The sequence below is a fragment of the Streptococcus sp. XMC genome, from assembly GCF_021341835.1.
In the GTDB taxonomy this organism is placed as follows: Bacteria; Bacillota; Bacilli; order Lactobacillales; family Streptococcaceae; genus Streptococcus.
The window spans coordinates 1-23,837 of sequence record NZ_JAJTNQ010000006.1 but is presented as its reverse complement, the minus strand read 5'-3'; the positions used below and the strand labels follow the sequence as shown (position 1 = coordinate 23,837).

23 protein-coding genes and 1 other RNA gene are annotated in these 23,837 nt (G+C 41.9%); 21 read left to right on the top strand and 3 right to left on the bottom strand.

Translation table 11 applies throughout. The features are described from left to right. Positions 1 to 63: 63 nt before the first annotated feature. The 5 genes from LXO72_RS09260 (at position 64) to LXO72_RS09240 (ending at position 4,065) form a co-directional block, all read left to right on the top strand. Positions 64 to 591 (top strand): DUF1273 domain-containing protein, encoded by a 528-nt coding sequence (locus LXO72_RS09260; protein WP_233332307.1) that lies wholly within the window; start codon positions 64 to 66, stop codon positions 589 to 591. 69 nt (positions 592 to 660) lie between these two features. Then, entirely contained in the window at positions 661 to 1,005 is a 345-nt protein-coding gene (gene gpsB, locus LXO72_RS09255) for a cell division regulator GpsB (protein ID WP_006597079.1), read from the top strand. A gap of 22 nt (positions 1,006 to 1,027) precedes the next feature. Next, positions 1,028 to 1,393: RNase P RNA component class B (gene rnpB / locus LXO72_RS09250), an RNA gene on the top strand. A gap of 63 nt (positions 1,394 to 1,456) precedes the next feature. After that, positions 1,457 to 2,629 (top strand): THUMP domain-containing class I SAM-dependent RNA methyltransferase, encoded by a 1,173-nt coding sequence (locus LXO72_RS09245; RefSeq protein ID WP_233332305.1) that lies wholly within the window; start codon positions 1,457 to 1,459, stop codon positions 2,627 to 2,629. After that, the gene (locus tag LXO72_RS09240) at positions 2,626 to 4,065 is read left to right on the top strand and encodes a cell division site-positioning protein MapZ family protein (protein WP_233332303.1); all 1,440 of its coding nucleotides are present in this window, start codon (positions 2,626 to 2,628) and stop codon (positions 4,063 to 4,065) included. Before LXO72_RS09245 ends, LXO72_RS09240 begins: the two co-directional genes overlap by 4 nt. A 42-nt stretch (positions 4,066 to 4,107) precedes the next feature. On the opposite strand, the gene LXO72_RS09235 is transcribed toward LXO72_RS09240, so the two are convergent. Further along, positions 4,108 to 4,590: an S-ribosylhomocysteine lyase gene (locus tag LXO72_RS09235; RefSeq protein WP_048691946.1), complete on the bottom strand. Its 483-nt coding sequence runs from the start codon at positions 4,588 to 4,590 to the stop codon at positions 4,108 to 4,110. 270 nt (positions 4,591 to 4,860) lie between these two features. Here LXO72_RS09235 and LXO72_RS09230 point away from each other — a divergent pair, with 270 nt between their 5' ends. The 13 genes from LXO72_RS09230 (at position 4,861) to LXO72_RS09170 (ending at position 19,250) form a co-directional block, all read left to right on the top strand. Next, positions 4,861 to 6,468 carry a ribonuclease Y gene (locus tag LXO72_RS09230; protein WP_154854835.1) on the top strand — a complete coding sequence of 536 codons (1,608 nt, stop codon included), beginning with the start codon at positions 4,861 to 4,863 and terminating at the stop codon, positions 6,466 to 6,468. Between the two features lie 210 nt (positions 6,469 to 6,678). Then, positions 6,679 to 7,308 (top strand): guanylate kinase, encoded by a 630-nt coding sequence (gene gmk, locus LXO72_RS09225; protein WP_006596846.1) that lies wholly within the window; start codon positions 6,679 to 6,681, stop codon positions 7,306 to 7,308. Between the two features lie 27 nt (positions 7,309 to 7,335). Next, positions 7,336 to 7,650, top strand: a complete 315-nt coding sequence (rpoZ, locus tag LXO72_RS09220; RefSeq protein WP_006596845.1) for a DNA-directed RNA polymerase subunit omega — start codon at positions 7,336 to 7,338, stop codon at positions 7,648 to 7,650. A 62-nt stretch (positions 7,651 to 7,712) separates the two neighbouring features. Next, positions 7,713 to 10,103 (top strand): primosomal protein N', encoded by a 2,391-nt coding sequence (locus tag LXO72_RS09215; RefSeq protein WP_233332294.1) that lies wholly within the window; start codon positions 7,713 to 7,715, stop codon positions 10,101 to 10,103. An 11-nt stretch (positions 10,104 to 10,114) separates the two neighbouring features. Beyond that, positions 10,115 to 11,050 carry a methionyl-tRNA formyltransferase gene (fmt, locus tag LXO72_RS09210; RefSeq protein WP_195348305.1) on the top strand — a complete coding sequence of 312 codons (936 nt, stop codon included), beginning with the start codon at positions 10,115 to 10,117 and terminating at the stop codon, positions 11,048 to 11,050. Continuing rightward, complete coding sequence (gene rsmB, locus LXO72_RS09205) at positions 11,040 to 12,353, top strand: 16S rRNA (cytosine(967)-C(5))-methyltransferase RsmB (protein ID WP_233332292.1); 1,314 nt, start codon at positions 11,040 to 11,042, stop codon at positions 12,351 to 12,353. The genes fmt and rsmB overlap by 11 nt, the downstream gene beginning before the upstream one ends. Positions 12,354 to 12,374: 21 nt before the next feature. Further along, positions 12,375 to 13,115 (top strand): Stp1/IreP family PP2C-type Ser/Thr phosphatase, encoded by a 741-nt coding sequence (locus LXO72_RS09200; RefSeq protein WP_233332290.1) that lies wholly within the window; start codon positions 12,375 to 12,377, stop codon positions 13,113 to 13,115. Further along, on the top strand, positions 13,112 to 14,983 hold the full coding sequence (pknB, locus tag LXO72_RS09195; protein ID WP_233332288.1) for a Stk1 family PASTA domain-containing Ser/Thr kinase: 1,872 nt from the start codon (positions 13,112 to 13,114) through the stop codon (positions 14,981 to 14,983). The genes LXO72_RS09200 and pknB overlap by 4 nt, the downstream gene beginning before the upstream one ends. Positions 14,984 to 15,112: 129 nt before the next feature. Next, entirely contained in the window at positions 15,113 to 15,808 is a 696-nt protein-coding gene (liaF, locus tag LXO72_RS09190) for a cell wall-active antibiotics response protein LiaF (protein WP_048691924.1), read from the top strand. Next, positions 15,805 to 16,824, top strand: coding sequence for a sensor histidine kinase (locus LXO72_RS09185; RefSeq protein ID WP_233332286.1), 1,020 nt, complete (start codon positions 15,805 to 15,807; stop codon positions 16,822 to 16,824). The genes liaF and LXO72_RS09185 overlap by 4 nt, the downstream gene beginning before the upstream one ends. Further along, a complete protein-coding gene (locus tag LXO72_RS09180) occupies positions 16,802 to 17,434 on the top strand; it encodes a response regulator transcription factor (protein WP_233332284.1) in 633 nt (210 codons plus the stop codon). Before LXO72_RS09185 ends, LXO72_RS09180 begins: the two co-directional genes overlap by 23 nt. Before the next feature lie 44 nt (positions 17,435 to 17,478). After that, entirely contained in the window at positions 17,479 to 18,885 is a 1,407-nt protein-coding gene (locus tag LXO72_RS09175) for a bifunctional Cof-type HAD-IIB family hydrolase/peptidylprolyl isomerase (RefSeq protein WP_233332282.1), read from the top strand. Then, the gene (locus tag LXO72_RS09170; RefSeq protein WP_223363586.1) at positions 18,882 to 19,250 is read left to right on the top strand and encodes a S1 RNA-binding domain-containing protein; all 369 of its coding nucleotides are present in this window, start codon (positions 18,882 to 18,884) and stop codon (positions 19,248 to 19,250) included. Before LXO72_RS09175 ends, LXO72_RS09170 begins: the two co-directional genes overlap by 4 nt. A 51-nt stretch (positions 19,251 to 19,301) precedes the next feature. Here the strand turns inward: LXO72_RS09170 and cysK are convergent, their stop codons facing one another. Both cysK and LXO72_RS09160 read right to left on the bottom strand, forming a co-directional pair. Beyond that, the gene (gene cysK, locus LXO72_RS09165; RefSeq protein ID WP_048715306.1) at positions 19,302 to 20,231 is read right to left on the bottom strand and encodes a cysteine synthase A; all 930 of its coding nucleotides are present in this window, start codon (positions 20,229 to 20,231) and stop codon (positions 19,302 to 19,304) included. A 91-nt stretch (positions 20,232 to 20,322) separates the two neighbouring features. Further along, positions 20,323 to 20,955, bottom strand: a complete 633-nt coding sequence (locus LXO72_RS09160; RefSeq protein ID WP_233332280.1) for a YigZ family protein — start codon at positions 20,953 to 20,955, stop codon at positions 20,323 to 20,325. A 55-nt stretch (positions 20,956 to 21,010) separates the two neighbouring features. Between LXO72_RS09160 and LXO72_RS09155 the strand changes: the two genes are divergently transcribed. From LXO72_RS09155 to hpf, 3 genes are all read left to right on the top strand, one after another. Next, a complete protein-coding gene (locus LXO72_RS09155) occupies positions 21,011 to 22,309 on the top strand; it encodes a DEAD/DEAH box helicase (protein ID WP_233332270.1) in 1,299 nt (432 codons plus the stop codon). Then, positions 22,306 to 22,977 carry a ComF family protein gene (locus tag LXO72_RS09150; protein WP_233332268.1) on the top strand — a complete coding sequence of 224 codons (672 nt, stop codon included), beginning with the start codon at positions 22,306 to 22,308 and terminating at the stop codon, positions 22,975 to 22,977. The genes LXO72_RS09155 and LXO72_RS09150 overlap by 4 nt, the downstream gene beginning before the upstream one ends. A gap of 87 nt (positions 22,978 to 23,064) precedes the next feature. Then, on the top strand, positions 23,065 to 23,610 hold the full coding sequence (gene hpf, locus LXO72_RS09145) for a ribosome hibernation-promoting factor, HPF/YfiA family (protein ID WP_006596830.1): 546 nt from the start codon (positions 23,065 to 23,067) through the stop codon (positions 23,608 to 23,610). Positions 23,611 to 23,837 lie beyond the last annotated feature (227 nt).

Below are 23,837 nucleotides of genomic sequence, written 5' to 3'. Positions count from 1 at the left end.
TCTCCTTATTGGTACAATTACATCACTCTATTATATCACAAAATGAAGAAGGGAGGGGAAATAATGAATAGTTTACTGATTACAGGTTACAAGGCATTTGAATTGGGAATTCTGACAGCAAAGGACCCTAGACTTCCCATTATTAAAGAGGCGATTCGCAGGGATTTAGTCCGTTTTTTGGAAGAGGGCGTCAAGTGGCTGATTTTTACGGGGAATCTAGGTTTTGAAGCCTGGGCCTTAGAGGTTGCCCAGGAATTAAAAAAAGAATACGAGATACAGTTGGCCACGATTTTTATGTTTGAAAACCAAGGAGAGAACTGGAATGAGGCCAATCAAGATCTCCTTAGTCGCTTTAAACAGGTTGATTTTGTCAAGTATGCCTATCCCTCTTATAGCCAGCCAGGCCAATTTAAAGAATACAATACCTTTTTGTTAGAAAATACAGATGGTGCTTATTTATTTTACGATCCAGAACACGAAACAAATCTCAAATATCTTTACAAAATGATGCTAGAAATGGATCAGTATCATGTCAAAAGATTAAACTTTGATGACTTAAATGAAGTAGCGGAAAAAATTTACGAAAAATAAGTGATTTACCTTGATTTTTTCTCCTCATTTTTTATATAATGATTATGATTAACTAGAACGGAGAGAATGATGGCAAGTATTATTTTTACTGCGAAAGATATTTTTGATCAAGATTTCAAAAAAGAAGTTCGTGGATTTAGTAAAGTTGAGGTAAATGAGTTTTTGGATGATGTCATCAAAGACTATGAAACCTATGCTGCCTTAGTGAAGGAATTGAAAGAAGAAAATGCTCGGCTCCGTGAAGAATTAGCGAAGAAAACGAGCCAAGCAACTCCGAGTCCATCAGTTCCTGAATCTGCTCCAAAGCATGAGTTTCCTCAGGTCACTACTACGACAAACTTCGATATTTTGAAACGCTTAAATCGTCTAGAAAAAGAAGTCTTTGGGAAACAAGTCGTAGATCGTGATTTTTAAGACATAAAAGATGAATCGTGCAATTTTTGGATAATCGCGTGAGAGCTTTCTCTCATGAGGAAAGTCCATGCTAGCACAGGCTGTGATGCCTGTAGTGTTTGTGCTAGGTGAATCCATAAGCCTAGGGACTTGATCTTCAAGTTACGGCGAGCGAACGGGCTAAGTCTTAGGATAAGTTCTACTAGCTCTGAAAGTGCCACAGTGACGTAGTTTTTAGGGAAACCTAAAAAGTGGAACGCGGTAAACCCCTCAAGCTAGCAACCCAAACTTTGGTCGGGGCATGGGATGCATGGAAACGAACATAGCATTCTGACTGGAAACAGTAGACAGATGATTATCGAAGGAAATGGTACCTAGTCATTTCTGGAACAAAACATGGCTTATAGAAAATTGCATATAGGTGGTGAGGGGGAGAGAAATCTCAACCTCTTTTTTAAACAATGAGGAACACATGAAAAAACAATTTGAATTAATTGCGACAGTTGCTGCTGGATTAGAAGCAGTGGTTGGGCGTGAATTACGAGAGCTCGGCTACGATTGCCAAGTGGAAAATGGACGAGTCCGTTTCAAAGGCGATGTTCGTGCAATCATCGAAACCAATCTTTGGTTGCGGGCTGTAGACCGAATCAAGATCGTCGTAGGATCCTTTCCTGCCCGTACCTTTGAAGAACTCTTTCAAGGAGTTTTTGCCTTGGATTGGGACCAATACCTCCCTTTAGGAGCACGTTTCCCCATCTCCAAAGCAAAATGTGTCAAATCCAAACTGCATAACGAACCGAGTGTACAAGCGATTTCAAAAAAGGCTGTTGTTAAAAAGTTGCAAAAACACTATGCCCGCCCGGAAGGCGTTCCATTGATTGAAAATGGACCAGAATTTAAAATTGAAGTTTCCATTTTGAAGGACCAAGCGACTATTCTAATTGATACCACTGGTAGCAGCCTTTTCAAACGTGGTTATCGGACGGAAAAAGGGGGCGCACCCATTAAGGAAAATATGGCGGCAGCCATTCTTCAACTTTCCAATTGGTATCCAGATAAGCCTTTGGTTGATCCGACTTGTGGATCAGGGACCTTCTGTATCGAAGCAGCGATGATGGCTCGCCAGATAGCGCCAGGCTTGAGACGGACCTTCTCATTTGAAGAGTGGAATTGGGTGGATGATCGACTGATTCAAGAAGTTCGCACAGAGGCTAGTAAAAAAATCAATCGGGACCTTGTCCTAGACATCATGGGAACCGATATCGATGCGCGGATGGTTGAGATTGCCAAAGAAAATGCTCAAAAAGCTGGAGTTGCGAGCGATATCACCTTTAAGCAAATGCGGGTGCAAGATTTGCGATCGGAGAAGATCAATGGGGTCATTATCTCCAATCCACCGTATGGTGAACGCTTATCCGATGATGCTGGGGTGACAAAATTGTACGCTGAAATGGGAGAGGTCTTTGAGCCCTTGAAGACTTGGAGCAAATTTATCCTGACCAGCGATGAAAATTTTGAGAAGAAATTTGGGCGACAAGCAGATAAAAAACGAAAATTATATAACGGAACCTTAAAGGTTGACTTGTATCAGTTCTTTGGGGAGCGGGTACGTCGACAAGCGACTAGTGAGAAAGGAAACATATGACAAAAGAAGATAAACAACAGTTGGGCCAAGAGGCAGAGTCAGTTCTTGATTTTAAGGACGCTAAAGAGATGACGATTGGCCAAGCGAACCGCAAAGCTGAAGAAATCGAAGCAGGGGTCAAAGAAACAGATAATGTCCTCGATAAATACATCAAACAGCACCGTGAGGAAATCGAAGCTCATAAGTTTGATACCATCGTCATGCAAAAGGAAATGTTGGCTGAGGCAGAGGAAGCAGCCACTGTGGAAGCAACAGAGTCAATTCCAAACGAAGAACCTGCAACAGAAGTAAGTTCAGCAGAAGCAGCTAAAAAAGAGGTTGCATCTACTCGTATTCCAGATCCAATTCCTGGGGAACGCCCTGCAAAAATTAAGTTTGGTCCAGAGCCAACAGAACCATATGTGGATGAAGAAATTGAGATTCCTGAAGAGCCGAAAAAAAGCCGGGTCAAACCAATTTTGTTTTCAGTTTTAGCTCTGACAGCAGTTGCTACGGCTAGTTGGTTGTCTTATCAATGGATCCGTAACCAGTCTAAAGGGGAAACGACAGTGGTCTCTTCTACTAGCTCATCTAGCAAGAAGTCCTCTAGTTCTTCTTCCTCAACGAGCGCGAATACAGAGGCTTTGCTGAAGGATTTTAACGATCAGTATGCAGCTTTCTTTACAGATGACACGCAGACGAAGTTGAAAAATGATTCTTTTGGTAATTTGGAAAAACTAAAAGCCAGTTTAGATAAATTGAAAGACACCAAGGAATACGATGCAGCCAAAAGTAAATACGATGAATTGGTGAAGCAGGTTTCTGCTATTCAAACAGTAAACTCTCAGTTTACCAGCCCAGTTATTAAGGATGGGGCCATCGATACCAAGGCGCAGGTAAAGAGTGATGCAGTCTTTTCAGATGTGTCAACATCTAATACACAATTGAACCAATTATTGAAGGATGCAGCTTCTCAAGGACGCTCGCAACAAGTTGCGACTCCAGCACCCGTGACAGATGATGGTGGCAGTGCTACAGGTGGAAATGCAGTTTCTTCAGGAACGGTAACCAGTCCAGCTCCTACACCAGCCCCAGCTACTGAAGGCAACACGATAGGCGGAGTGAACCCAGGCTATTCTGGCTTTGGCCTTCAAAGTACTGGTGTGCCACTTCAACGAAACTTGAGCCGGGTGCCATACAACCAAGCAGCGCTTGACGATGTAAACAATCCTGCATGGACCTTTAACCCTGGTATTTTGGAGAAAGTTCTGAAGATTGCTCGGGAACGTGGGCATATCGTTGGAGATCAATACATCTTGGAACGCGTGAATATCATCAACGGCAATGGTTATTACAACCTCTTTAAGCCAGATGGAACTTATTTGTTTAGTATCAATGCTAAAACAGGCTACTTTGTCGGAAACGGAAAAGGCCATTCCGATGCATTGGATTATTAAGAATTAAAAAAACTTCTCTTTGAAAGAGAAGTCTTTTGTTTTTTATACGATATGGCGTGTGAATGGATCGTCAGAAATACCTTGTTCGAGAATCAATTTGCACCACTCTTTGGCAGAAAAGAGGCTGTGATCTTTATAGTTTCCGCAAGATTCAATCGTCGTTCCTGGGACGTCCTCCCAGCTAGTCGCTTCAGCAATTTCCTCTAGGGAGGATTTAATGACTTGTGCAATGGTTTTTGGATTGTGCTGTCCCCACATAATCATATGGAAGCCAGTACGACACCCAAATGGGGAACAATCGATCATTCCATCAATGCGTTTACGGATCAACATAGCTAATAGATGCTCAATTGTATGTAAACCAGCAGTCGGGATAGAGTCTTCATTTGGTTGAACCAAGCGGATATCGTAGTTTGAGATGACATCTCCTTTTGGTCCAGTTTCCTCTCCGATTAGGCGGACGTAAGGGGCTTTTACAGCAGTGTGGTCTAATTCAAAACTTTCCACAATAACTTCTTTCGTCATGTATCTTCCTCAATTTCTTTTTTCTTGATTATAGCACAATTGTCAGTGGATGAAAACATAAGAGAAGAGAGAGGCAAGTAGCCGTTGAAATAAGATTCAGAAGCTTGTTTTTAGGGTGTTTTTCCGTTAGAATCAAAGGAAAGAAGCATTAGAATAATAGCAGAAATAGATTAGTTTTCGCTAGAAAATTTGTTTGTTAATTTTGTAAAAATATGATAAAATAATAAAGAATTTTTTAATTCAACTATTCATTAGATTAGGGGTAAAAACATGGAATTTGGAATTGCAATTGTTTTTGCCGCAATCATTGGTTTAGTCATTGGATATGTAGGGATCTCAGTCAAGATGAAAGCATCGAAAGAGGCTGCAGAACTTACTCTTTTAAATGCTGAACAAGAAGCAACGAATTTACGTGGACAGGCAGAGCGCGAAGCTGATTTGATTTTGAAAGAAGCTAAGCACGAGTCTAGTTCACTTAAAAAAGAAGCACTTTTGGAGGCAAAGGAAGAAGCCAGAAAATATCGAGAAGAAGTCGATGCTGAGTTTAAATCAGAGCGTCAAGAATTAAAACAATTAGAAACCCGCTTAGCGGAACGTTCGAATAATCTTGATCGCAAAGATGACAATCTTACGAGCAAAGAGCAAGCTCTTGAACAAAAAGAGCAAAGTCTTTCAGATAGAACTAAACACATTGATGCGCGTGAAGAACAATTACATGAGCTAGAAAAGAGGAAAGAAGAAGAATTAGAAAAAATTGCTTCTCTGACTCAATCGGAAGCACGTGATATTATCTTAACGCAAACAGAAGAACGACTTTCCAAAGAGATTGAGACTCGAATTCGAGAAGCAGAAGTGGAAGTGAAAGAACGTTCAGATAAAGTTGCAAAAGATATCCTGGTTCAAGCCATGCAACGGATGGCCGGGGATTTTGTGGCAGAACAGACCAACTCAACGGTTCATTTACCAGATGATGGAATGAAGGGCCGGATTATTGGTCGCGAAGGTCGAAATATCCGAACCTTCGAAAGCTTGACAGGTGTGGATGTGATTATTGATGACACTCCAGAAGTAGTCACCCTGTCTGCATTTGATCCGATTCGTCGGGAAATCGCACGAATGACCATGGAAAGTCTCTTGAAAGATGGTCGCATCCATCCAGCTCGGATTGAAGAGTTGGTAGAGAAGAACCGTTTGGAAATTGACCAACGGATTCGTGAATATGGTGAAGCAGCAGCCTATGAAATTGGCGCACCAAATCTACATCCTGATTTGATGAAGATTATGGGACGCTTGCAATTCAGAACTTCTTATGGACAGAACGTCTTGCGTCACTCCATTGAGGTTGCTAAGTTATCTGGTATTATTGCTAGTGAGCTTGGTGAAAATGCTACCTTGGCTCGTCGAGCTGGTTTCCTTCATGATATTGGTAAAGCCATCGACCGTGAGGTAGAAGGTAGCCACGTAGAAATTGGTACTGAATTAGCTCGTAAATACAAAGAGCATCCAGTTGTTGTCAATACGATTGCTAGTCACCATGGTGATGTTGAACCAGAAAGTGTCATCGCAGTTATTGTTGCAGCAGCAGATGCCTTGAGTGCAGCGCGTCCAGGTGCCCGGAGCGAGTCTCTTGAAAGCTACATCAAACGCCTGCAAGATCTTGAAGAAATTGCAAATGGCTTTGAGGGAGTTAAGACAAGCTTTGCCTTGCAAGCAGGTCGTGAAATTCGAATTATGGTCAGCCCTGAAGAAGTCAAGGATGATAAGTTGACCATCTTGGCTCATGATATCCGTGAGAAGATTGAGTCCAACTTGGAGTACCCTGGTAACATCAAGGTAACCGTTATTCGTGAATTACGTGCCATTGATTATGCAAAATAGAGCTTGTTAAAAGCCATATATAAAAGATAGTCAGCGAAGGTGGAACAACCTTAGTTGGCTATTTTTTTGTGAGTCGTGTTAAAAATGGGTTAGCACAGATGAAATGGTTCATTGGTAGAGAAGTGGTTAGGGCCTTGCCTCTAGGAAAAATCTGTTGAAAAATCTTTCTATTTTTGTTACACTAGATAGAAAGACAGCGAAGGAGATAAAATGGCGGATCGAGGATTATTAATCGTTTTCTCAGGGCCCTCAGGTGTTGGGAAAGGAACGGTTAGACGTGAGATTTTTGAAAGCTCAGATAATCAGTTTCAATACTCAGTATCGATGACAACACGTGCACAACGTCCAGGTGAAGTGGACGGAGTAGATTATTTCTTCCGGACACGTGAAGAATTTGAGGAATTGATTCGTCAAGGTCAAATGCTCGAATATGCTGAATATGTTGGCAATTACTATGGGACTCCCTTGACCTATGTGAACGAAACCCTCGATAAAGGGATCGATGTTTTCCTTGAAATCGAGGTGCAAGGGGCTTTGCAGGTCAAGAAAAAGGTACCAGATGCCGTCTTCATTTTCTTAACTCCTCCAGATTTGGATGAATTGCAAGACCGTTTGGTTGGACGCGGCACAGATAGTGCGGAAGTCATTGCCCAGCGGATTGAAAAAGCAAAAGAAGAAATTGCCCTCATGCGGGAGTATGACTATGCCATTGTCAACGATCAAGTACCTTTGGCTGCAGAACGTGTTAAACGTGTGATTGAGGCAGAACATTTCCGTGTTGATCGGGTCATTGGTCACTACCAAGAAATGCTTCCCAAAGCCACTCAAGTGGTACGATAATTAGAATAGGAATTAGGTAAAAAGATTATGATGTTAAAACCATCTATTGACACATTGTTGGATAAAGTACCGTCAAAATACTCTTTGGTTATTCTTGAAGCCAAACGAGCTCATGAGTTAGAGAGTGGTGCAACTCCTACTCAAGAATTTCAATCAGTAAAATCTACCTTGCGTGCCTTGGAAGAGATTGAATCAGGAAATGTGGTGATTCACCCAGATCCAGAAGCTAAGCGTGAAGCGGTTCGTCGTCGAATCGAAGCAGAACGCTTGCGTAAAGAAGAAGAAGAGCGTAAAATTAAAGAACAAATCGCGAAAGAAAAAGAAGATGGTGAAAAAATTTAAGGTTGGGTTCGCTCAATCTTATTTTTTGCTATTTAGCGCTAGGACAGGAAGGAGGCGGAAGCATGCTAGCACAAGTCATCGTTGATGTTCCCTTGATGCAAACAGACAAGCCCTATAGCTACCAGGTACCAGAAGAGTTTTCTCCTTTCTTGGAAAAAGGAATGCGGGTGCATGTTCCCTTTGGAAAGGGAAATCGGCTCATTCAAGGGATTGTGGTTGGCCTTGAACAGACCACTCCAGCAGCTCAAGACCAAGAATTGAAAAGTATCGTGGAGGTCTTAGACTACCAACCAGTTCTAGGAGAGGAGCAATTTTGGCTGGCAGATCAGTTGCGAAAGACGGTTTTTGCCTACAAGATCACCCTCTTGAAAGCCATGCTACCGAGTGTTTTAAATTCTTCCTATGACAAAATTCTCCATCCGACAGAATTGTTATCGCCAGAGGATCGAGAAGACATTTTTGGAACAGCGACCAGCTTGGCCTTTTCTTCTTTGGATATTGATGCACAAGCACGAATGATGCGACTGACTCGTAAAGGAGAGTTGGAAGTAGAATACCAAGCAGTGGATCGTAAACATATCAAAACAGAAAAATGGTATCGAGTAAATCATCCCCTACTTGAAAATTTGGAAATCGCTAAGAATGCTAAAAAGCGCTTGGCCTTGCGAGACTTTGTCCAAGGTCAAGAAGTAGATGCGCCTTTGAGTGATTTATTGGCGGAATTCTCTCGTCCAGTGGTGAACTATTTCATCGACCAGGGTGCCTTGCTTATTTTTGAAAAAGAAGTCAATCGTGCGGCTGCCTACTTTAAAGACAAAGAGTCGACAGAGGCCTTGGTTTTAAATGCTGAACAAGAACGAGCTGTTCAAGCGGTAACCAGCAAAATTGGGCAACCTTCCAAACCCTTCTTGCTAGAAGGGGTAACGGGGAGTGGAAAGACGGAAGTTTACCTCCAAATCATCCAAGAGGTGCTGGAAAAGGGGAAAACAGCTATTATGTTGGTTCCCGAAATTTCCTTGACGCCTCAAGTGACGGATCGCTTCATTTCTCGCTTTGGGGATCGAGTGGCCATCCTTCATTCAGGTCTATCCAACGGTGAAAAATACGATGAGTGGAGACGTGTTGAACGTGGAGAAGCTCAAGTGGTCGTAGGAGCGCGGTCTGCTATCTTTGCACCTCTGAAGAACCTAGGGGCCATTATTATCGATGAAGAACATGAGGCTACCTATAAACAAGATAGCAATCCTCGCTACCATGCGCGTGAAGTGGCCTTACTACGAGCTCAGTATCACCAGGCTGTTTTGGTCTTGGGGTCGGCGACACCTAGTCTAGAAACACGAGCCCGTGCAGGAAAAGGAATCTATGAATTTCTTCAATTGACCCAACGAGCCAATCCTCTTGCCCGTATTCCAGAGGTGGAAGTGATTGATTTCAGGGATTATATTGGCCAGCAAGAATCCGGAACCTATACACCTAAGTTGCTAGAAGCGATAGCAGAACGTCTGCAACGAAAAGAGCAAGTCGTCCTCATGCTCAATCGCCGGGGTTATTCCAGTTTTGTCATGTGTCGGGAGTGCGGTCATGTAGATACCTGTCCGAATTGTGATATTTCCTTGACCCTTCACATGGATACCAAGACGATGGATTGCCATTATTGTAATTACCACAAGGCCATTCCAACAGTCTGCCCTAATTGTCAAAGTCGATCGATTCGTTATTACGGGACGGGGACCCAGAAGGCCTACGATGAGCTGCAAGAAATTTTCCCCGAGGCTCGTATTCTGCGGATGGACGTTGATACTACTCGGAAAAAAGGGAGTCACGAGGCCTTGTTGGACCAGTTCGGTCAAGGGCAAGTGGATATTTTGCTTGGGACCCAGATGATTGCCAAGGGCTTGGATTTCCCCAATGTAACGCTAGTCGGTGTCCTCAATGCTGATACAGCTCTAAATTTGCCTGATTTTCGCTCGTCAGAGCGGACTTTCCAACTGTTAACCCAGGTGGCAGGGCGGGCTGGTCGTGCGGATAAAGAAGGACAGGTTCTGATCCAGACCTATAATCCTCATCATTATGCCATTGAATATGCGAAACGCCAAGATTATGAAGGGTTTTATGCCTATGAAATGAAGGTGCGCCACCAGTTAGGTTATCCACCTTATTATTACACGGTAGGTTTGACCCTCTCTCACAAAAAAGAAGAGGTCGTGGTTAAAAAAGCTTATCAGGTGATGGATCTGTTGAAATCAGGTCTGTCCGATCAGGTCCAAATCTTGGGACCAACGCCAAAACCGATTGCTCGCACGCATAATTTATTCCATTACCAGATTCTGTTGAAGTACCGGTTTGAAGACCACTTACCACAGGTTTTAAATCAGATTTTGGACTATACTCAAGAGCGGGAAAATCAAGATCTTCGAGTCAGCATTGACAATGAACCGCAAAGTTTTATGTAGAAGGAGAAAAAATGACAAAAATACTATTTATGGGAACGCCTGATTTCTCAGCTACAGTCTTAAAAGGCTTGATTTCTGATGAACGCTATGAGATTCTAGCCGTTGTGACCCAACCAGATCGGGCAGTTGGCCGGAAAAAAGAAATTCGAATGACACCAGTAAAAGAAGCGGCTATAGAAGCAGGCTTGCCAATCTACCAGCCGGAGAAACTATCTGGAAGCCAAGAACTAGAAGACTTATTGGCTTTGGGAGCAGATGGGATTGTCACAGCAGCCTTTGGACAGTTTTTGCCGAGTCGTTTGTTAGAGGCGATGAAGTTTTCTGTCAATGTGCACGCTTCTCTTCTTCCAAAATACCGTGGTGGAGCGCCTATTCATTATGCCATTATGAATGGGGATAAAGAAGCTGGTGTGACCATCATGGAAATGGTCAAAGAGATGGATGCTGGAGATATGATTTCTTCTCGCGCCATCCCTATTTTAGAGGAAGACAATGTGGGAACCCTATTTGAGAAATTGGCTCTTGTTGGCCGGGATCTTCTTTTAGAAACTCTGCCAGCTTACCTTGCGGGAGAGCTTAAGCCCCAACCGCAGGATCCCCAACAAGTCACCTTCTCTCCAAATATCAAGCCAGAAGAAGAACGCCTGGATTGGACACGGACCAACCGTGAACTCTTTAACCAAGTTCGAGGCATGTATCCTTGGCCAGTTGCCCATACCCTATGGAAGGGTGAACGCTTTAAGATATACCAAGCAAAACCGTGTGAAGGTCAAGGAGAACCAGGAGAAATTTTAGCTCTCCATAAAAATGAAATCGTTGTTGCGACGGGTGAGGGAGCCTTGGCCTTGACCCTTGTTCAGCCAGCCGGTAAACCCAAGATGGCTGTTGGAGATTTCTTAAATGGTTTGGGGCGACAATTGCAAGTAGGTGATCAATTTGGTAAATAAGATGCAGACTGCACGAGGGGTGGCCCTATCTACCCTAGGAGAGATTTTCCAGGACGGTGCTTTTTCAAATATCGCCCTCAAAAAATCCTTGGGCAAGGCGACCTTGTCAGATGTGGATAAAAGTCTAGTAACCGAAATCGTCTATGGGACGGTTTCACGCAAACTAACCCTGGAATGGTATCTATCGCACTTTGTCGCTGATCGGGACCAAGTAGACCCATGGATCTATCATCTTTTATTGATGAGCCTCTATCAGTTCGTCTATTTGGAGAAGATTCCTCCCCATGCTGTTGTTCATGAAGCAGTAGAGCTTGCTAAGCAACGGAAAAAAGGGAGCGAAAAATATGTCAATGCTCTCTTACGGAAAATGCTACGAGAGGAGCTTCCATCAATCGACCAGATTAAACGAATCAACAAACGACTTTCAATCCGCTATTCTCTTCCGGTTTGGTTGGTGAAAAAGTTGATGGATGAGTATGGTGAAGAGCGGGCCATTGCGATTTTTGAGAGTCTCTATGTTCGCAACAAGGCCAGTGTTCGAGTTGTCGACCTAGACCAAAAAGAAGAGATCAAGGAGCAATTGCAGGCATCGGATTCCTTGTTGGCCTCAACAGCTCTTGTGAAAGAAAATGGCTATTTTGCAGGCTCTGATTACTTCAAACAAGGGAAATTAACCATTCAAGATGAGACCAGTCAATTGGTCGCTCCGGCTTTAGAGGTCCAACCATCAGACCAGGTATTAGATGCCTGTGCAGCACCTGGGGGCAAGACCACCCATCTAGCTTCTTATCTAGTCGATGGGAAGATCACAGCCTTGGACTTGTACGATCATAAGCTCCAATTAATTCAGGAAAACGCGGAACGTCTGGGAGTTGCAGATAAAATTCAGACAAAAAAACTGGATGCCAGCCAGGTCTTTGAAGCTTTTGGAGCGGATGTCTTTGATAAAATCTTGGTAGACGCCCCTTGCTCTGGGATTGGTTTGATCCGCCGTAAGCCAGATATCAAGTACAATAAAGACAATGCTGACTTTGCGTCTCTACAGGCGATTCAATTGGAAATATTGGATGGAGTTTGTCAAAGTGTGCGGAAAGATGGTATAATAGTCTACAGTACATGCACAATTATAGGAGAAGAGAATTTTGATGTGGTTGACCAGTTTTTAGAAACCCATCCAAATTTTGAACTCGTGCCATTAGATCATGAACGAAAAGTTATTCTGAAAGATGGCTGTATTTTAATTACACCAGAATTGTATGGAAGCGATGGTTTCTTTATTAGTCGTTTTCGAAGAATATCGTAATCTCAGGAGGATACGGACAGTATGGAAATTTCTATCTTAACCGATGTAGGTCAAAGACGGACAAATAACCAAGACTATGCAAATCAATATAAAAATAAAGCGGGAAAATCCATGATTTTTCTAGCTGACGGGATGGGGGGGCATCGTGCTGGTAATATTGCTAGTGAGATGGCTGTTACTGATCTTGGCGATGCTTGGGTAGCGACTGAAATCAGCACCATTAACGAAGTCAGAGAGTGGTTTGCAGAGAATTTGGAAAAAGAAAACCAGCAGATCCATCGCATTGGTCAAGATGAAGAACATAAAGGAATGGGAACAACTCTCGAAGCTGTTGCCGTTATCGATGACCAAGTCTTATTTGCACATGTAGGGGATTCCCGAATTGGACTCGTGCGTAATGGGGAATACCATCAATTAACCAGTGACCATTCTTTAGTAAACGCCTTGCTCAAGGCCGGACAGATTACGGAAGAAGAGGCAGCTCATCATCCCCAACGCAATATCATCACCCAATCCATTGGACAAAAAGATGAATTGCAACCGGACTTTGGCATGGTTACGGTTGAAGCGGGAGATTTCATTGTTATCAATAGTGATGGATTAACCAATATGATCTCTGGTGATGAAATCCGTGATATCGTTGTCAGCGATTTATCGGTTGAAGAAAAGGCAAAAACCTTGGTTCGCTTTGCGAATAATGCTGGCGGTTTGGACAATATTACAGTTGTACTGATTCACTTTGCTGAGGAGGATATGGCATGATTCAAATCGGCAAAATTTTTGCCGGACGATATAAGATAATCCGTCAAATCGGGCGTGGAGGGATGGCAGACGTCTACCTCGCTCGGGATTTAATCTTAGATGGTGAAGAAGTTGCAGTTAAAGTACTGAGGACCAATTACCAAACAGATCCAATTGCAGTTGCTCGCTTCCAACGAGAGGCCAAAGCGATGGCAGATTTGGATCATCCAAATATCGTTCGGATCACGGATATCGGTGAAGAGGATGGCCAGCAATACTTGGCGATGGAATATGTCGCTGGTTTGGACTTGAAACGCTATATCAAAGAAAATGCTCCTCTCTCAAATGAAGAAGCTGTTCGCTTGATGGGGCAAATCCTTCTTGCTATGCGCTTGGCGCATACCCAAGGCATTATTCACCGTGATTTGAAACCTCAAAATGTCCTTTTAACATCGGACGGAAATGCCAAGGTTTCTGACTTTGGGATTGCAGTAGCTTTTGCAGAGACCAGTCTCACCCAGACCAACTCTATGTTGGGTTCGGTTCATTATTTATCACCAGAGCAAGCCAGAGGATCGAAAGCTTCTATTCAAAGTGATATCTATGCAATGGGGATTATTTTCTACGAAATGCTGACAGGTCATATCCCTTATGATGGGGATAGTGCAGTGACCATTGCACTCCAACATTTCCAAAAACCTCTTCCGTCCATCATTGAAGAGAACAAAAATGTTCCGCAGGCTTTGGAAAATGTGGTGATTAAGGCGACAGCAAAGAAACTATCCGATCGCTATAAGTCGGTAGCTGAAATGTATGTCGACTTGTCAAGTTGCCTATCTTATGAACGTCGTAACGAGAAAAAATTAGTCTTTGATGACGCTTCAAAAGCGGATACCAAGACCTTACCAAAGGTGAACGTGGTTCCAAAACCGGCTCCACTTCCAACATCAGAGGCTCGTCCTACAGTTCATGAAGACCTACCAGTGGCTTCAGAGGATCGAACAGCTCCAGTTTCTCCAAAAAATAAGCCACGTCGTCGTTTGCGGACGCGCTACAAGGTCTTGTTTGTAGCCCTAGCTTTGGTACTAGCTGCCTTTGCATTTCTTCTTTATATGAGTCCAGCCAACAAAACAGTTCCGGATGTATCTGGAAAAACAGTAGCAGAAGCGCGTGCTATCATTGAAGATCAGGATCTTCAAGTTGGAGACGAAAAAGAAGAATACAGTGATTCGGTGCTGGAGGGCTATGTAATCCGTACCAATCCAAATGCAGGAGCTCAGAAAAAGGAAAACAGCAAGGTTGATTTGGTTGTCTCGAAAGGGCCAAGCACCTTTGACATGCCGGACTATACTGGTATGTCTAGAGAAGATGCGGAAAACAATCTGAAAACTACCTATAAGCTTTCTAGCAAGCTCATTTCGATTGAAGAAGTCGAGACCAATGACGTGGAGCCAGGAATCGTTATTGAGCAATCTCCTGCTGCTGGTCAAAAATATGATTTGACTTCTAATACCAAGGTTGTTCTGAAAGTATCGAAAGAAAGTAATTCGATTGAGTTACCAAGTTATGTCGGTTCTTATTATGAATTTGCTGTCTCTAATCTTGTACAGATTTACGGGGTGAAGGAAGCAAATATTGAACGGAAGACCACATCGCATCTTCCGGCTGGTGTAGAAGTTCTACCAGGTCAAATTGTGAGTCAGACTCCAGAAGCTCAATCGAGCATCGATATTAAAAAGACTCGCATTGTCTTGACTGTATACGAACCGAAGACGGAACCATCAAGTAGCACGAAAGCTTCAAGTAGTTCATCAGAAAGTTCAACCTCTACAACAGTAGAATCCCATTCCAATACGGAACCTTCGGCTACTACGGAACCAGAATCTTAACATGATGACCTTATAAAACCAGACCAATCGGTCTGGTTTTTTTAGTAGAGTGAGAGTTGCAATGAATCCTTCTAGAGGCGGAAGCGAATCCTTTAGAATTTTGATAAAATAGAATGGAGAGGTTCAATTATGTGGAAGATTCAATTGTTTGTGTTTGTCGAAGCTTTGTTACTCACCATGGCTGCAATCACTATTTTGGCGGGAAATATATCTCGTATCGTCCTAATCGTGGTCCTTTGCTTGCTTCTATTGTATTATTACATTGGAAAACAGCGGAGTAATTTTCTTTTAGTGGCATCCAGCATTCTGCTGTTTTTTATTGTCATGTTAAATCCTTATGTCATTGCTGCGCTTTTGTTTGCCGTCGTCTATGCCATGCTGGTGGCTTATCCCTATTTTTACCGTGAAAACGAAGAAGTGAAGATAGATTATGAGGAAGATGTAGAAATCCGACAAGAGAAAACGCCTTGGATTGGGGATCTGCATCATTTTTCAAAGGTAAACTGCCATTTTCGTGATCTAACGATTACTCGTTTAGTGGGGCGGGATACGATCCATTTGGACGAAGTGATTGTTGTGAATCATGACAATGTCATCATCATGAGAAAGATGTTTGGCAATACGAAAATTATTTTGCCGGTAGATGTGGAGCTGAGCTTGCAGGTGAATACCTTGTATGGAGAATTGCGCCTCTTCTCTCAAAAACCTAGAAAATTGAGAAATGAGACAGTAAGCATGGAGACGCCGAATTATCGCAGTTCCCATCGAACAGTGAAGCTTGTTATTGCGGGGATTGTAGGAGATGTGGAGGTCGTCAGAGGATGAAACGAACAGACTATCTTTTAATCTTCCTTTATACGGTCTTAATTCTAGCTGTTATTATCCATTCTATCTTTGGTCTCTTTGACTTTCAGTGGACTTATCTATTGGAAGATTTATCCAAACTGCGTGCTTTTCTGTTTATCGGCTTTGGTTTGACGGTTGCTCTGACTATTTTGATGATTTTATTGATTAAATTGATTCAATTTACAATCATGAACACCGTTCAAAAAAACCTGAGAAACTTGCTCGAAGGCAAGAAGCTAAAACTCGGAGAAAACAAAGAGATTAATGAAGAGTTTCAACGCTTGGATCGCAAGCTCAAACGCCTGACAGAAAATTTGCAACGAACAGAAAATCGGGTTATGCAAAATGAAGAAGAGATTGTGGAGAGAGAACGCAGGCGAATTGCCCGAGATCTCCATGATACGGTGAGCCAGGAATTATTTGCAGCTAATATGATTTTGTCTGGTGTAGCCAATCAGGATCAAGTTCTTCAACTCCCTAAAGTAGGGCAACAGTTGAAGGGGGTCACAGAAATTTTAAATACTGCTCAAAACGACTTGCGGATTCTATTGTTACACTTGCGGCCGACAGAATTAGAAGGTCGAAACTTGGTAGAAGGTCTCCAGGTGATTTTTAGAGAACTACAAGAAAAGAGTAATTTAGAAGTTCATTTTGAACACGATGTTCAAAAATTAACAAAATCAATTGAAGAGCATATTTTTCGAATTGTACAAGAAGTTGTGAGCAATACACTAAAACATGCCCATGCGAAGCGCTTGGATGTTTATCTGTTGCAAACAGAACAATCTCTCCATCTCAAATTAGCAGATGATGGAGTGGGGTTTGATCCAGAATCGCTGGGTGAACTAAGTTACGGTATGAAGAATATTCAGGATCGAGTAGATGACATGGCAGGAAGAATTAAGATTTTGACCAGTCCCAAAAAGGGAGTGGCTATTGATATTAAAGTGCCGTTAGTAGAAGGAGAAGATGATGAAATTATTACTAGTAGATGATCATGAAATGGTCCGATTAGGCTTGAAAAGCTATTTAAGTATGCAAGATGGGATTGATCAAGTCCTAGAGGCCAGTGATGGTCAGGAGGGTGTTGAGTTAGCCCTAAAGGAGCGACCAGATGTCATCATTATGGATATTGTCATGCCCCATATGACTGGGATTGAAGCGACACTCTCAATCCTAAAGGAGTGGCCAGATGCAAAAATATTGATCCTAACATCCTATTTGGACAATGAAAAAATCTATCCTGTCTTGGATGCGGGAGCCAAGGGCTATATGCTCAAAACTTCCAGTGCAGAGGAAATTTTACGGGCTATTCGTAAGGTGGAGCAAGGAGAGTTGGCAATTGAGACAGAGGTCAGCCAAAAAGTAGAGTATCGAAAAAACCACGTGGAACTTCATGATGACTTGACGGCGCGTGAACGAGATATCTTGGCTTTGCTAACCAAGGGATATGAAAATCAACGGATAGCTGATGAATTATTCATTTCATTAAAAACAGTCAAGACCCATGTGTCGAATATTTTGTCAAAATTAGAAGTGAGCGACCGTACTCAGGCAGTGGTCTATGCCTTCCAGCATCACTTGGTTTCTCAGGAAGATTTTTAGTCAAAAACATGCTATAATAGACAGCATACTGAATGGAGACCTACATGGATGCAAAAACACGCTACAAAGCAAAAAAGATTAAAATAGTATTTTTTGATATTGACGATACCTTACGAAACGTTGAGACCGGCTATGTTCCGGCTTCGGTCACCAGAGTATTCTCTCAATTACGAGAAAAAGGAATTTACACAGCTATTGCTAGTGGAAGAGGGATTTTTGGAGTGCCAGAAGAAATCAAGGCTCTCCAACCCGATTTCTATGTCACTCTGAATGGTTCCTACGTGATTGATCGTAAGGAGCATGTCATTTATGAAGAAAGGGTACCAAATCCACTTGTTCAGAACTTTATTGCTTGGGCTAAGCAGGTAGGTATTCATTATGGTTTGGTTGGGAGTCATCAAGCAGCTCTTTCGACTCGGACAGAAGAGATAAGTCGGGCTATTGATCCCATTTATCCAAAGCTACCAGTAGATCCCGATTTTGCTGCCAAGTATCCCATTTATCAGATGTGGACATTCGAGACTGGTAAAACATTCGATTCCCTCCCAGAAGCTTTGGGGCAGGAATTACGTTTGGTTCGCTGGCACCCAATCTCATCAGATGTTGTCTTAGATCAGCAATCCAAAGCTCACGGTGTCTCAAAAGTAGTCGAAAAATTGGGATTCAAACCAGAAAATGTCTTAACATTTGGGGATGGATTGAACGACTTAGAACTATTTGACTATGCTGGTTTAGCGATTGCCATGGGAAACGCCCAGGATGCATTAAAAGCTAAAGCAGATTATGTCACAAAAAATTTAGAAGAAGATGGCATCTTACATGCCTTAGAGGAGTTAAAAATGGTTGAAAAAGAATTGCACTTACCACAAACAAAAATGGATCAAGAAACAGGACCAATTGCGACGATTCATACCAACTATGGAGATCTAAAGATTCGTCTCTTCCCTGAACAAGCTCCGAAAACAGTAGCAAACTTTATTGCGCTAGCGAAAGATGGCTACTACAATGGAGTGATTTTCCACCGCATCATTAAAGATTTCATGATCCAAGGTGGGGACCCAACTGGAACCGGTATGGGTGGAGAATCCATCTATGGAGAATCGTTTGAAGATGAATTCTCAGAAGAGTTGTACAATATCCGTGGTGCGCTATCCATGGCCAATGCTGGTCCAAATACCAACGGCAGTCAATTCTTCATTGTTCAAAACCAACACCTTCCTTATTCTAAAAAGGAAATTGCCCGTGGTGGTTGGCCTGAACCCATTGCAGAGATTTATGCAGAAGAAGGAGGAACTCCTCATTTGGACCGTCGTCACACAGTATTCGGGCAACTGATGGATGAAGCTTCTTATCAAGTATTGGATACAATTGCGGCAGTTGAGACAGGTGCCATGGACAAACCTAAAGAAGATGTGGTCATGGAATCGATTGACATTGAGGAAGAAGCATGAGAATCGGGGATAAACTCAAGGGTGTTGTGACAGGCTTGCAACCTTATGGAGCCTTTGTTGAATTAGAGACAGGGGTAACCGGTTTGATCCATATTTCTGAAATCCGCAGTGGATATATCGACAACATTCATGATATCTTAAAAATTGGGGATCAAGTTTGTACCCAGGTTATTGATATAGATGAATACTCTGGGAAGGCTAGCTTGTCCCTTCGAACCTTAGAAGCTGGGAACAGAAAGCATTTTCGCCATCATCGTTTTTCAAATGATCGCCATAAGATCGGTTTTACTCCCTTAGCCAAACAATTACCTATTTGGATTAAAGAAAGTAAAGAATTTTTGAGTGACACCAGTCAGGGAAAATAAGAATTTGTTTCAGCAGATAGAAAGAAAAGAGGCTACATCGTAGCCTCTTTTTTATTCTTGATCAAAATCGTAAAGGGTAGTTGAAAGGTAACGTTCTCCATTATCCGGTGCCAAAGCCAAGACTTTTTTACCAGCTCCAAGCTCTTTAGCGACTTCAATTGCTGCATAGATAGCGGCAGCAGATGAAATTCCAACTAAGAATCCTTCTTTTCCACCAATGTAGCGACCTAATTCTAAAGCTTGTTCAGAAGTGACGCGGATTACGCCATCATAAGAATTGGTATCCAACGTTTCTGGAATGAAACCTGCTGACAATCCTTGGATTTTGTGTGGTCCAGGTTTTTCACCAGAAAGAATCGCTGATTCATCTGCTTCGACTGCATAAACTTGGACAGCTGGGTTGACTTTTTTCAAGGCATGAGAAACACCTGAAATAGTTCCACCAGTTCCAACACCACTGACATAAGCATCCAATCCATTTGGTCCAAAAGCTTCTAAAATTTCTTGTCCTGTTGTTGCTTCATGGACTTCTGGGTTGGCGCTGTTGTTAAATTGGAGGGGAAGGAAACCGTTTCGTTCTGCAGCGATTTCTTCTGCTTTAGCGATAGCTCCTTTCATTCCTTCGCTACCTGGAGTTAAGACAAGTTCTGCACCATAAGCTTGAATGATTTTTCGACGTTCAACACTCATGGTTTCAGGCATGACGATGACCACTTTATACCCTTTGGCAGCTCCGACCCATGACAAACCAATTCCTGTATTTCCGCTGGTTGCTTCAACGATAGTAGAACCGGGTTGAAGAAGTCCGTCTCGTTCTGCTTTTTCAATCATGCTAAGAGCAATCCGGTCTTTAACAGATGACCCAGGGTTGAAGGCTTCTAATTTAACATAGACCTCAGCAGCCCCTTCAGGTACTAGGTGGTTCAATTTTACAATAGGTGTTTTTCCGATTAATTCTGTAATATTTTGATAGATTGGCATACGATATACACTCCTTTGTTAGTGTATCCAGTATACCGCCAGTAAGAAGGTTTGTAAAATATAAAAAAGCTATCGATGCGATAGCCTTTTTTTATAACGGAATAGGAACTTCCACTTCCTTTAATCCCTGATCACTAATCTCAACTTTTCCATGGTAAAAATCAATCAGGTCTGCAATCACATCTTCTTTTTGCCCTTTATCTACATAGATCAGACTAAAGACAGCATCGGTGAAGTCTGTCTGGTATTCTGTTAATTGGTGAGCGGATAAAAAGTTCGCAAACTCTTGGTATTGGGGATAAGTTAAGCTAATCCCTAGACCAACCTGCTCTTTGATTTCAACGAGACCGATTTCTTTTACAGCTTGTGCAACACTGCCAGCATAAGCGCGAATGAGTCCACCTGCTCCAAGCTTGATGCCTCCAAAATAACGAGTGACGACACAGCAGACATTGGTCAGTTCGTGATTCTCTAAAACGCCAAGCATGGGTACGCCAGCAGTCCCACTCGGTTCGCCATCGTCACTGGTCCGTTTGATTTCAAACTGCTCCCCAATGACAAAAGCAGAACAATTGTGAGTTGCCTTATAATGTTCTTTCTTGATAGCGGCTATAAAGTCGCGAGCTTCCTCTTCAGTATAAACTCGTTTAACATGGCAAAGAAAGCGGGATTTTTTAATTTCTTCTTGGACGAGACCGTCCTCTTTAAAAGTCTTGTATTCCATACATTTATTTTACAAAAAAACTCTTAAAACTGCGAGCTTTTACGAATATATAAGTATGAAACTTGAAGATTGTTATGGACGCTTGTTCACCCAAGACCAACTGGAGGATGACCTGCTTGAGCAGGCTCAGCAACTACCAGCTATAGTGCAGGAAAAGATGGGGTTAATTTGTAATCGGTGCGGAACCAAGATTGATAAGGCTAGATGGAAACTACAGATAGGAAGCTACTATTGTAGAGCCTGCATTCAATTGGGAAGAGTTAGAAGTGACCAAGCACTTTATTATTTTCCCCAACAAGCCTTTTCGCAAGAAGAAGTCTTAAGATGGCAGGGGACCTTAACTCCTTTTCAAAGTCGGGTTTCCCAGGAGTTGGTTCAATCCTTAACAGAAAGCAAGCCAATGATGGTACACGCGGTAACAGGAGCAGGTAAAACGGAAATGATGTACCAAGTGGTGGCGGAGATGATTAAAAAAGGGAGATGTGTATGCATTGCTACACCGAGGATTGACGTGTGTATTGAATTGTATAAACGGATGACGCTGGACTTTTCCTGTCCCATCTCCTTGTTGCACGGTGATTCAGACCCTTATTTCCGAACGCCTCTTATCATATCCACTACTCATCAATTACTCAAATTTTATCAAGCTTTCGATCTCCTCATAATCGATGAAGTCGATGCCTTTCCTTTTGTTGACAACCCCGTTCTCTATCATGCCGTTTCAAATGCCGTAACCAAGAATGGGAAGCTCATCTATTTGACAGCAACCTCCACAGAAGAATTGGATAAAAAAGTCAAAAAACAAGAGATAAAACGCGTTAGCCTACCCAGACGCTTTCATGGCAATCCCCTTGTGGTCCCAAAGAAAGTATGGTTAAAAGATCTACGTAAAAAAGTAGAAAAGAAACAAGTGCCAATGAAGTTGCTCAAGCTAATAAAAGAACAACGGAAAACCTCCTTCCCCCTGCTCCTATTTGTATCAGAAATCGAATTAGGAGGAAAAATCCTCAGTCTATTAAGAAGGGCCTTCAAGAATGAGATCATCGAACTAGTAACCTCAAAAACGGATAATAGGTTGGAACTGGTAGAAAAATTTCGCAATCAAGAAATCACCATCCTTGTGTCAACGACCATTCTTGAACGGGGGGTCACCTTCCCTAAAGTAGACGTGTTTGTAATCGAGGCCAATCATCGATTGTTTACCAAGAGCGCTCTGGTTCAAATCGCTGGTCGTGTGGGAAGAAGTATGGAAAGACCCACAGGGGAATTACTATACTTGGCAGAAGGTAGCAGCAAAGAGATGATGCAAGCTATTAAAGAAATAAAAGAAATGAATCGGGAGGCAGGTTTTTGAGTAATTGTTTACTATGTGATGAAGAGTTTTCCAATCAAGAATCCTTAAAAAGCCTCATCCTAATGAAAAAGGATAATCCAACGATGTGTGACAACTGTAAAAACAAGTTTGAACCAGTAAGTGAAGCTGGTTGCCAGTCTTGTTATAAGAAATCCTCAGAAACCTATTGTGAAGATTGCAAAGAGTGGAAACGAAAAGGAAAGAAGGTAAACCATAGAGCACTTTACTATTATAATGAAGAAATGAAGGAATATTTTCAAAGGTACAAATTTCAGGGTGACCAATTATTAGCTTGTCTCTTTACTGAAGAAATGAAGGCAGAGCTAAAAAAATATAAAGGTTATACCATAGTTCCCATACCTTTGAGCGATGAGAGAAAAGAGAAGAGAGGCTTTAATCAAGTAACAGTCATTTTAGAATCTGCAGGGATCCCCTATCAAGACCTATTGAGAAAAAAGGATACAAAGGCCCAATCACAAAAAAATAAAAAGGAAAGATTGAAAGCAGAACAAGCCTTTGAACGCATAGAGCTGGAAAATCAAAGCTGGCCTGAGAATATAGTGATAGTGGATGATATTTATACAACAGGAGCAACCATTGAAAGAGCCAAAGAAATGTTAATTGTAAATGGGGTGAAAGAAATAAGATCTTTTTCATTAGCAAGATAGAATATTCAAAAATATATTTGCAAAAAAAAAATGAAAGCGTTATAATATAGATATAAAAAGAAAAACGTTTAGAAAGAAGGTACTTATATGATTAAATATAGTATCCGTGGTGAAAACCTAGAAGTAACAGAAGCCATTCACGACTACGTCGTTTCTAAACTCGAAAAAATTGAAAAATATTTTCAAGCAGAGCAAGAATTGGATGCCCGCGTAAACCTAAAAGTTTATCGTGAAAAAACTGCAAAAGTTGAGGTCACGATTCCACTTGGTTCCATAACACTTCGTGCAGAAGATGTTTCTCAAGATATGTATGGATCAATCGACTTGGTAGTTGATAAGATTGAACGTCAAATTCGAAAGAATAAAACAAAGATTGAAAAGAAAAATCGTAGCAAATCTGCAACCAGCAAAATCTTTACAGACGCTCTGGTTGAGGAAAGTGTTGCTCTTGAAAAAGTTGTCCGTACAAAAACGATTGACATTGAACCAATGGAACTAGATGAAGCCATTCTACAAATGGAACTATTGGGACATGACTTCTTCATCTATAAGGATGTGGAAGATAACACAACAAACGTCATCTATCGTCGTGAAGATGGAGATGTAGGACTTCTTGAAGTCAAAGAAAAATAAGCTAATACAATAAGAAAGCTCCTGTAGAACATACAGGAGCTTTCTTATATTATAGGAAGATAAAGTTTCTAAAATCAAAAAAAATAAAAAATTTAAAAAAATAGAAAAAAGATATTGACAAGTTTTTATGGACGTGATATACTAATATAGTTGTCGCGCGAGAGCGACAAAGACCTTTGAAAACTGAACAAGACGAACCAATGTGCAGGGCGCTACAACTGAAGTTG

Excerpts from the sequence above, each read along its gene's own strand:
- LXO72_RS09260 (WP_233332307.1), top strand. The coding sequence starts at position 64 with ATGAATAGTTTACTGATTACAGGTTACAAGGCATTTGAATTGGGAATT.
- gpsB (WP_006597079.1), top strand. The coding sequence starts at position 661 with ATGGCAAGTATTATTTTTACTGCGAAAGATATTTTTGATCAAGATTTC.
- LXO72_RS09245 (WP_233332305.1), top strand. The coding sequence starts at position 1,457 with ATGAAAAAACAATTTGAATTAATTGCGACAGTTGCTGCTGGATTAGAA.
- LXO72_RS09240 (WP_233332303.1), top strand. The coding sequence starts at position 2,626 with ATGACAAAAGAAGATAAACAACAGTTGGGCCAAGAGGCAGAGTCAGTT.
- LXO72_RS09235 (WP_048691946.1), bottom strand. The coding sequence starts at position 4,590 with ATGACGAAAGAAGTTATTGTGGAAAGTTTTGAATTAGACCACACTGCT.
- LXO72_RS09230 (WP_154854835.1), top strand. The coding sequence starts at position 4,861 with ATGGAATTTGGAATTGCAATTGTTTTTGCCGCAATCATTGGTTTAGTC.
- gmk (WP_006596846.1), top strand. The coding sequence starts at position 6,679 with ATGGCGGATCGAGGATTATTAATCGTTTTCTCAGGGCCCTCAGGTGTT.
- rpoZ (WP_006596845.1), top strand. The coding sequence starts at position 7,336 with ATGATGTTAAAACCATCTATTGACACATTGTTGGATAAAGTACCGTCA.
- LXO72_RS09215 (WP_233332294.1), top strand. The coding sequence starts at position 7,713 with ATGCTAGCACAAGTCATCGTTGATGTTCCCTTGATGCAAACAGACAAG.
- fmt (WP_195348305.1), top strand. The coding sequence starts at position 10,115 with ATGACAAAAATACTATTTATGGGAACGCCTGATTTCTCAGCTACAGTC.
- LXO72_RS09200 (WP_233332290.1), top strand. The coding sequence starts at position 12,375 with ATGGAAATTTCTATCTTAACCGATGTAGGTCAAAGACGGACAAATAAC.
- pknB (WP_233332288.1), top strand. The coding sequence starts at position 13,112 with ATGATTCAAATCGGCAAAATTTTTGCCGGACGATATAAGATAATCCGT.
- liaF (WP_048691924.1), top strand. The coding sequence starts at position 15,113 with ATGTGGAAGATTCAATTGTTTGTGTTTGTCGAAGCTTTGTTACTCACC.
- LXO72_RS09185 (WP_233332286.1), top strand. The coding sequence starts at position 15,805 with ATGAAACGAACAGACTATCTTTTAATCTTCCTTTATACGGTCTTAATT.
- LXO72_RS09180 (WP_233332284.1), top strand. The coding sequence starts at position 16,802 with ATGAAATTATTACTAGTAGATGATCATGAAATGGTCCGATTAGGCTTG.
- LXO72_RS09175 (WP_233332282.1), top strand. The coding sequence starts at position 17,479 with ATGGATGCAAAAACACGCTACAAAGCAAAAAAGATTAAAATAGTATTT.
- LXO72_RS09170 (WP_223363586.1), top strand. The coding sequence starts at position 18,882 with ATGAGAATCGGGGATAAACTCAAGGGTGTTGTGACAGGCTTGCAACCT.
- cysK (WP_048715306.1), bottom strand. The coding sequence starts at position 20,231 with ATGCCAATCTATCAAAATATTACAGAATTAATCGGAAAAACACCTATT.
- LXO72_RS09160 (WP_233332280.1), bottom strand. The coding sequence starts at position 20,955 with ATGGAATACAAGACTTTTAAAGAGGACGGTCTCGTCCAAGAAGAAATT.
- LXO72_RS09155 (WP_233332270.1), top strand. The coding sequence starts at position 21,011 with ATGAAACTTGAAGATTGTTATGGACGCTTGTTCACCCAAGACCAACTG.
- hpf (WP_006596830.1), top strand. The coding sequence starts at position 23,065 with ATGATTAAATATAGTATCCGTGGTGAAAACCTAGAAGTAACAGAAGCC.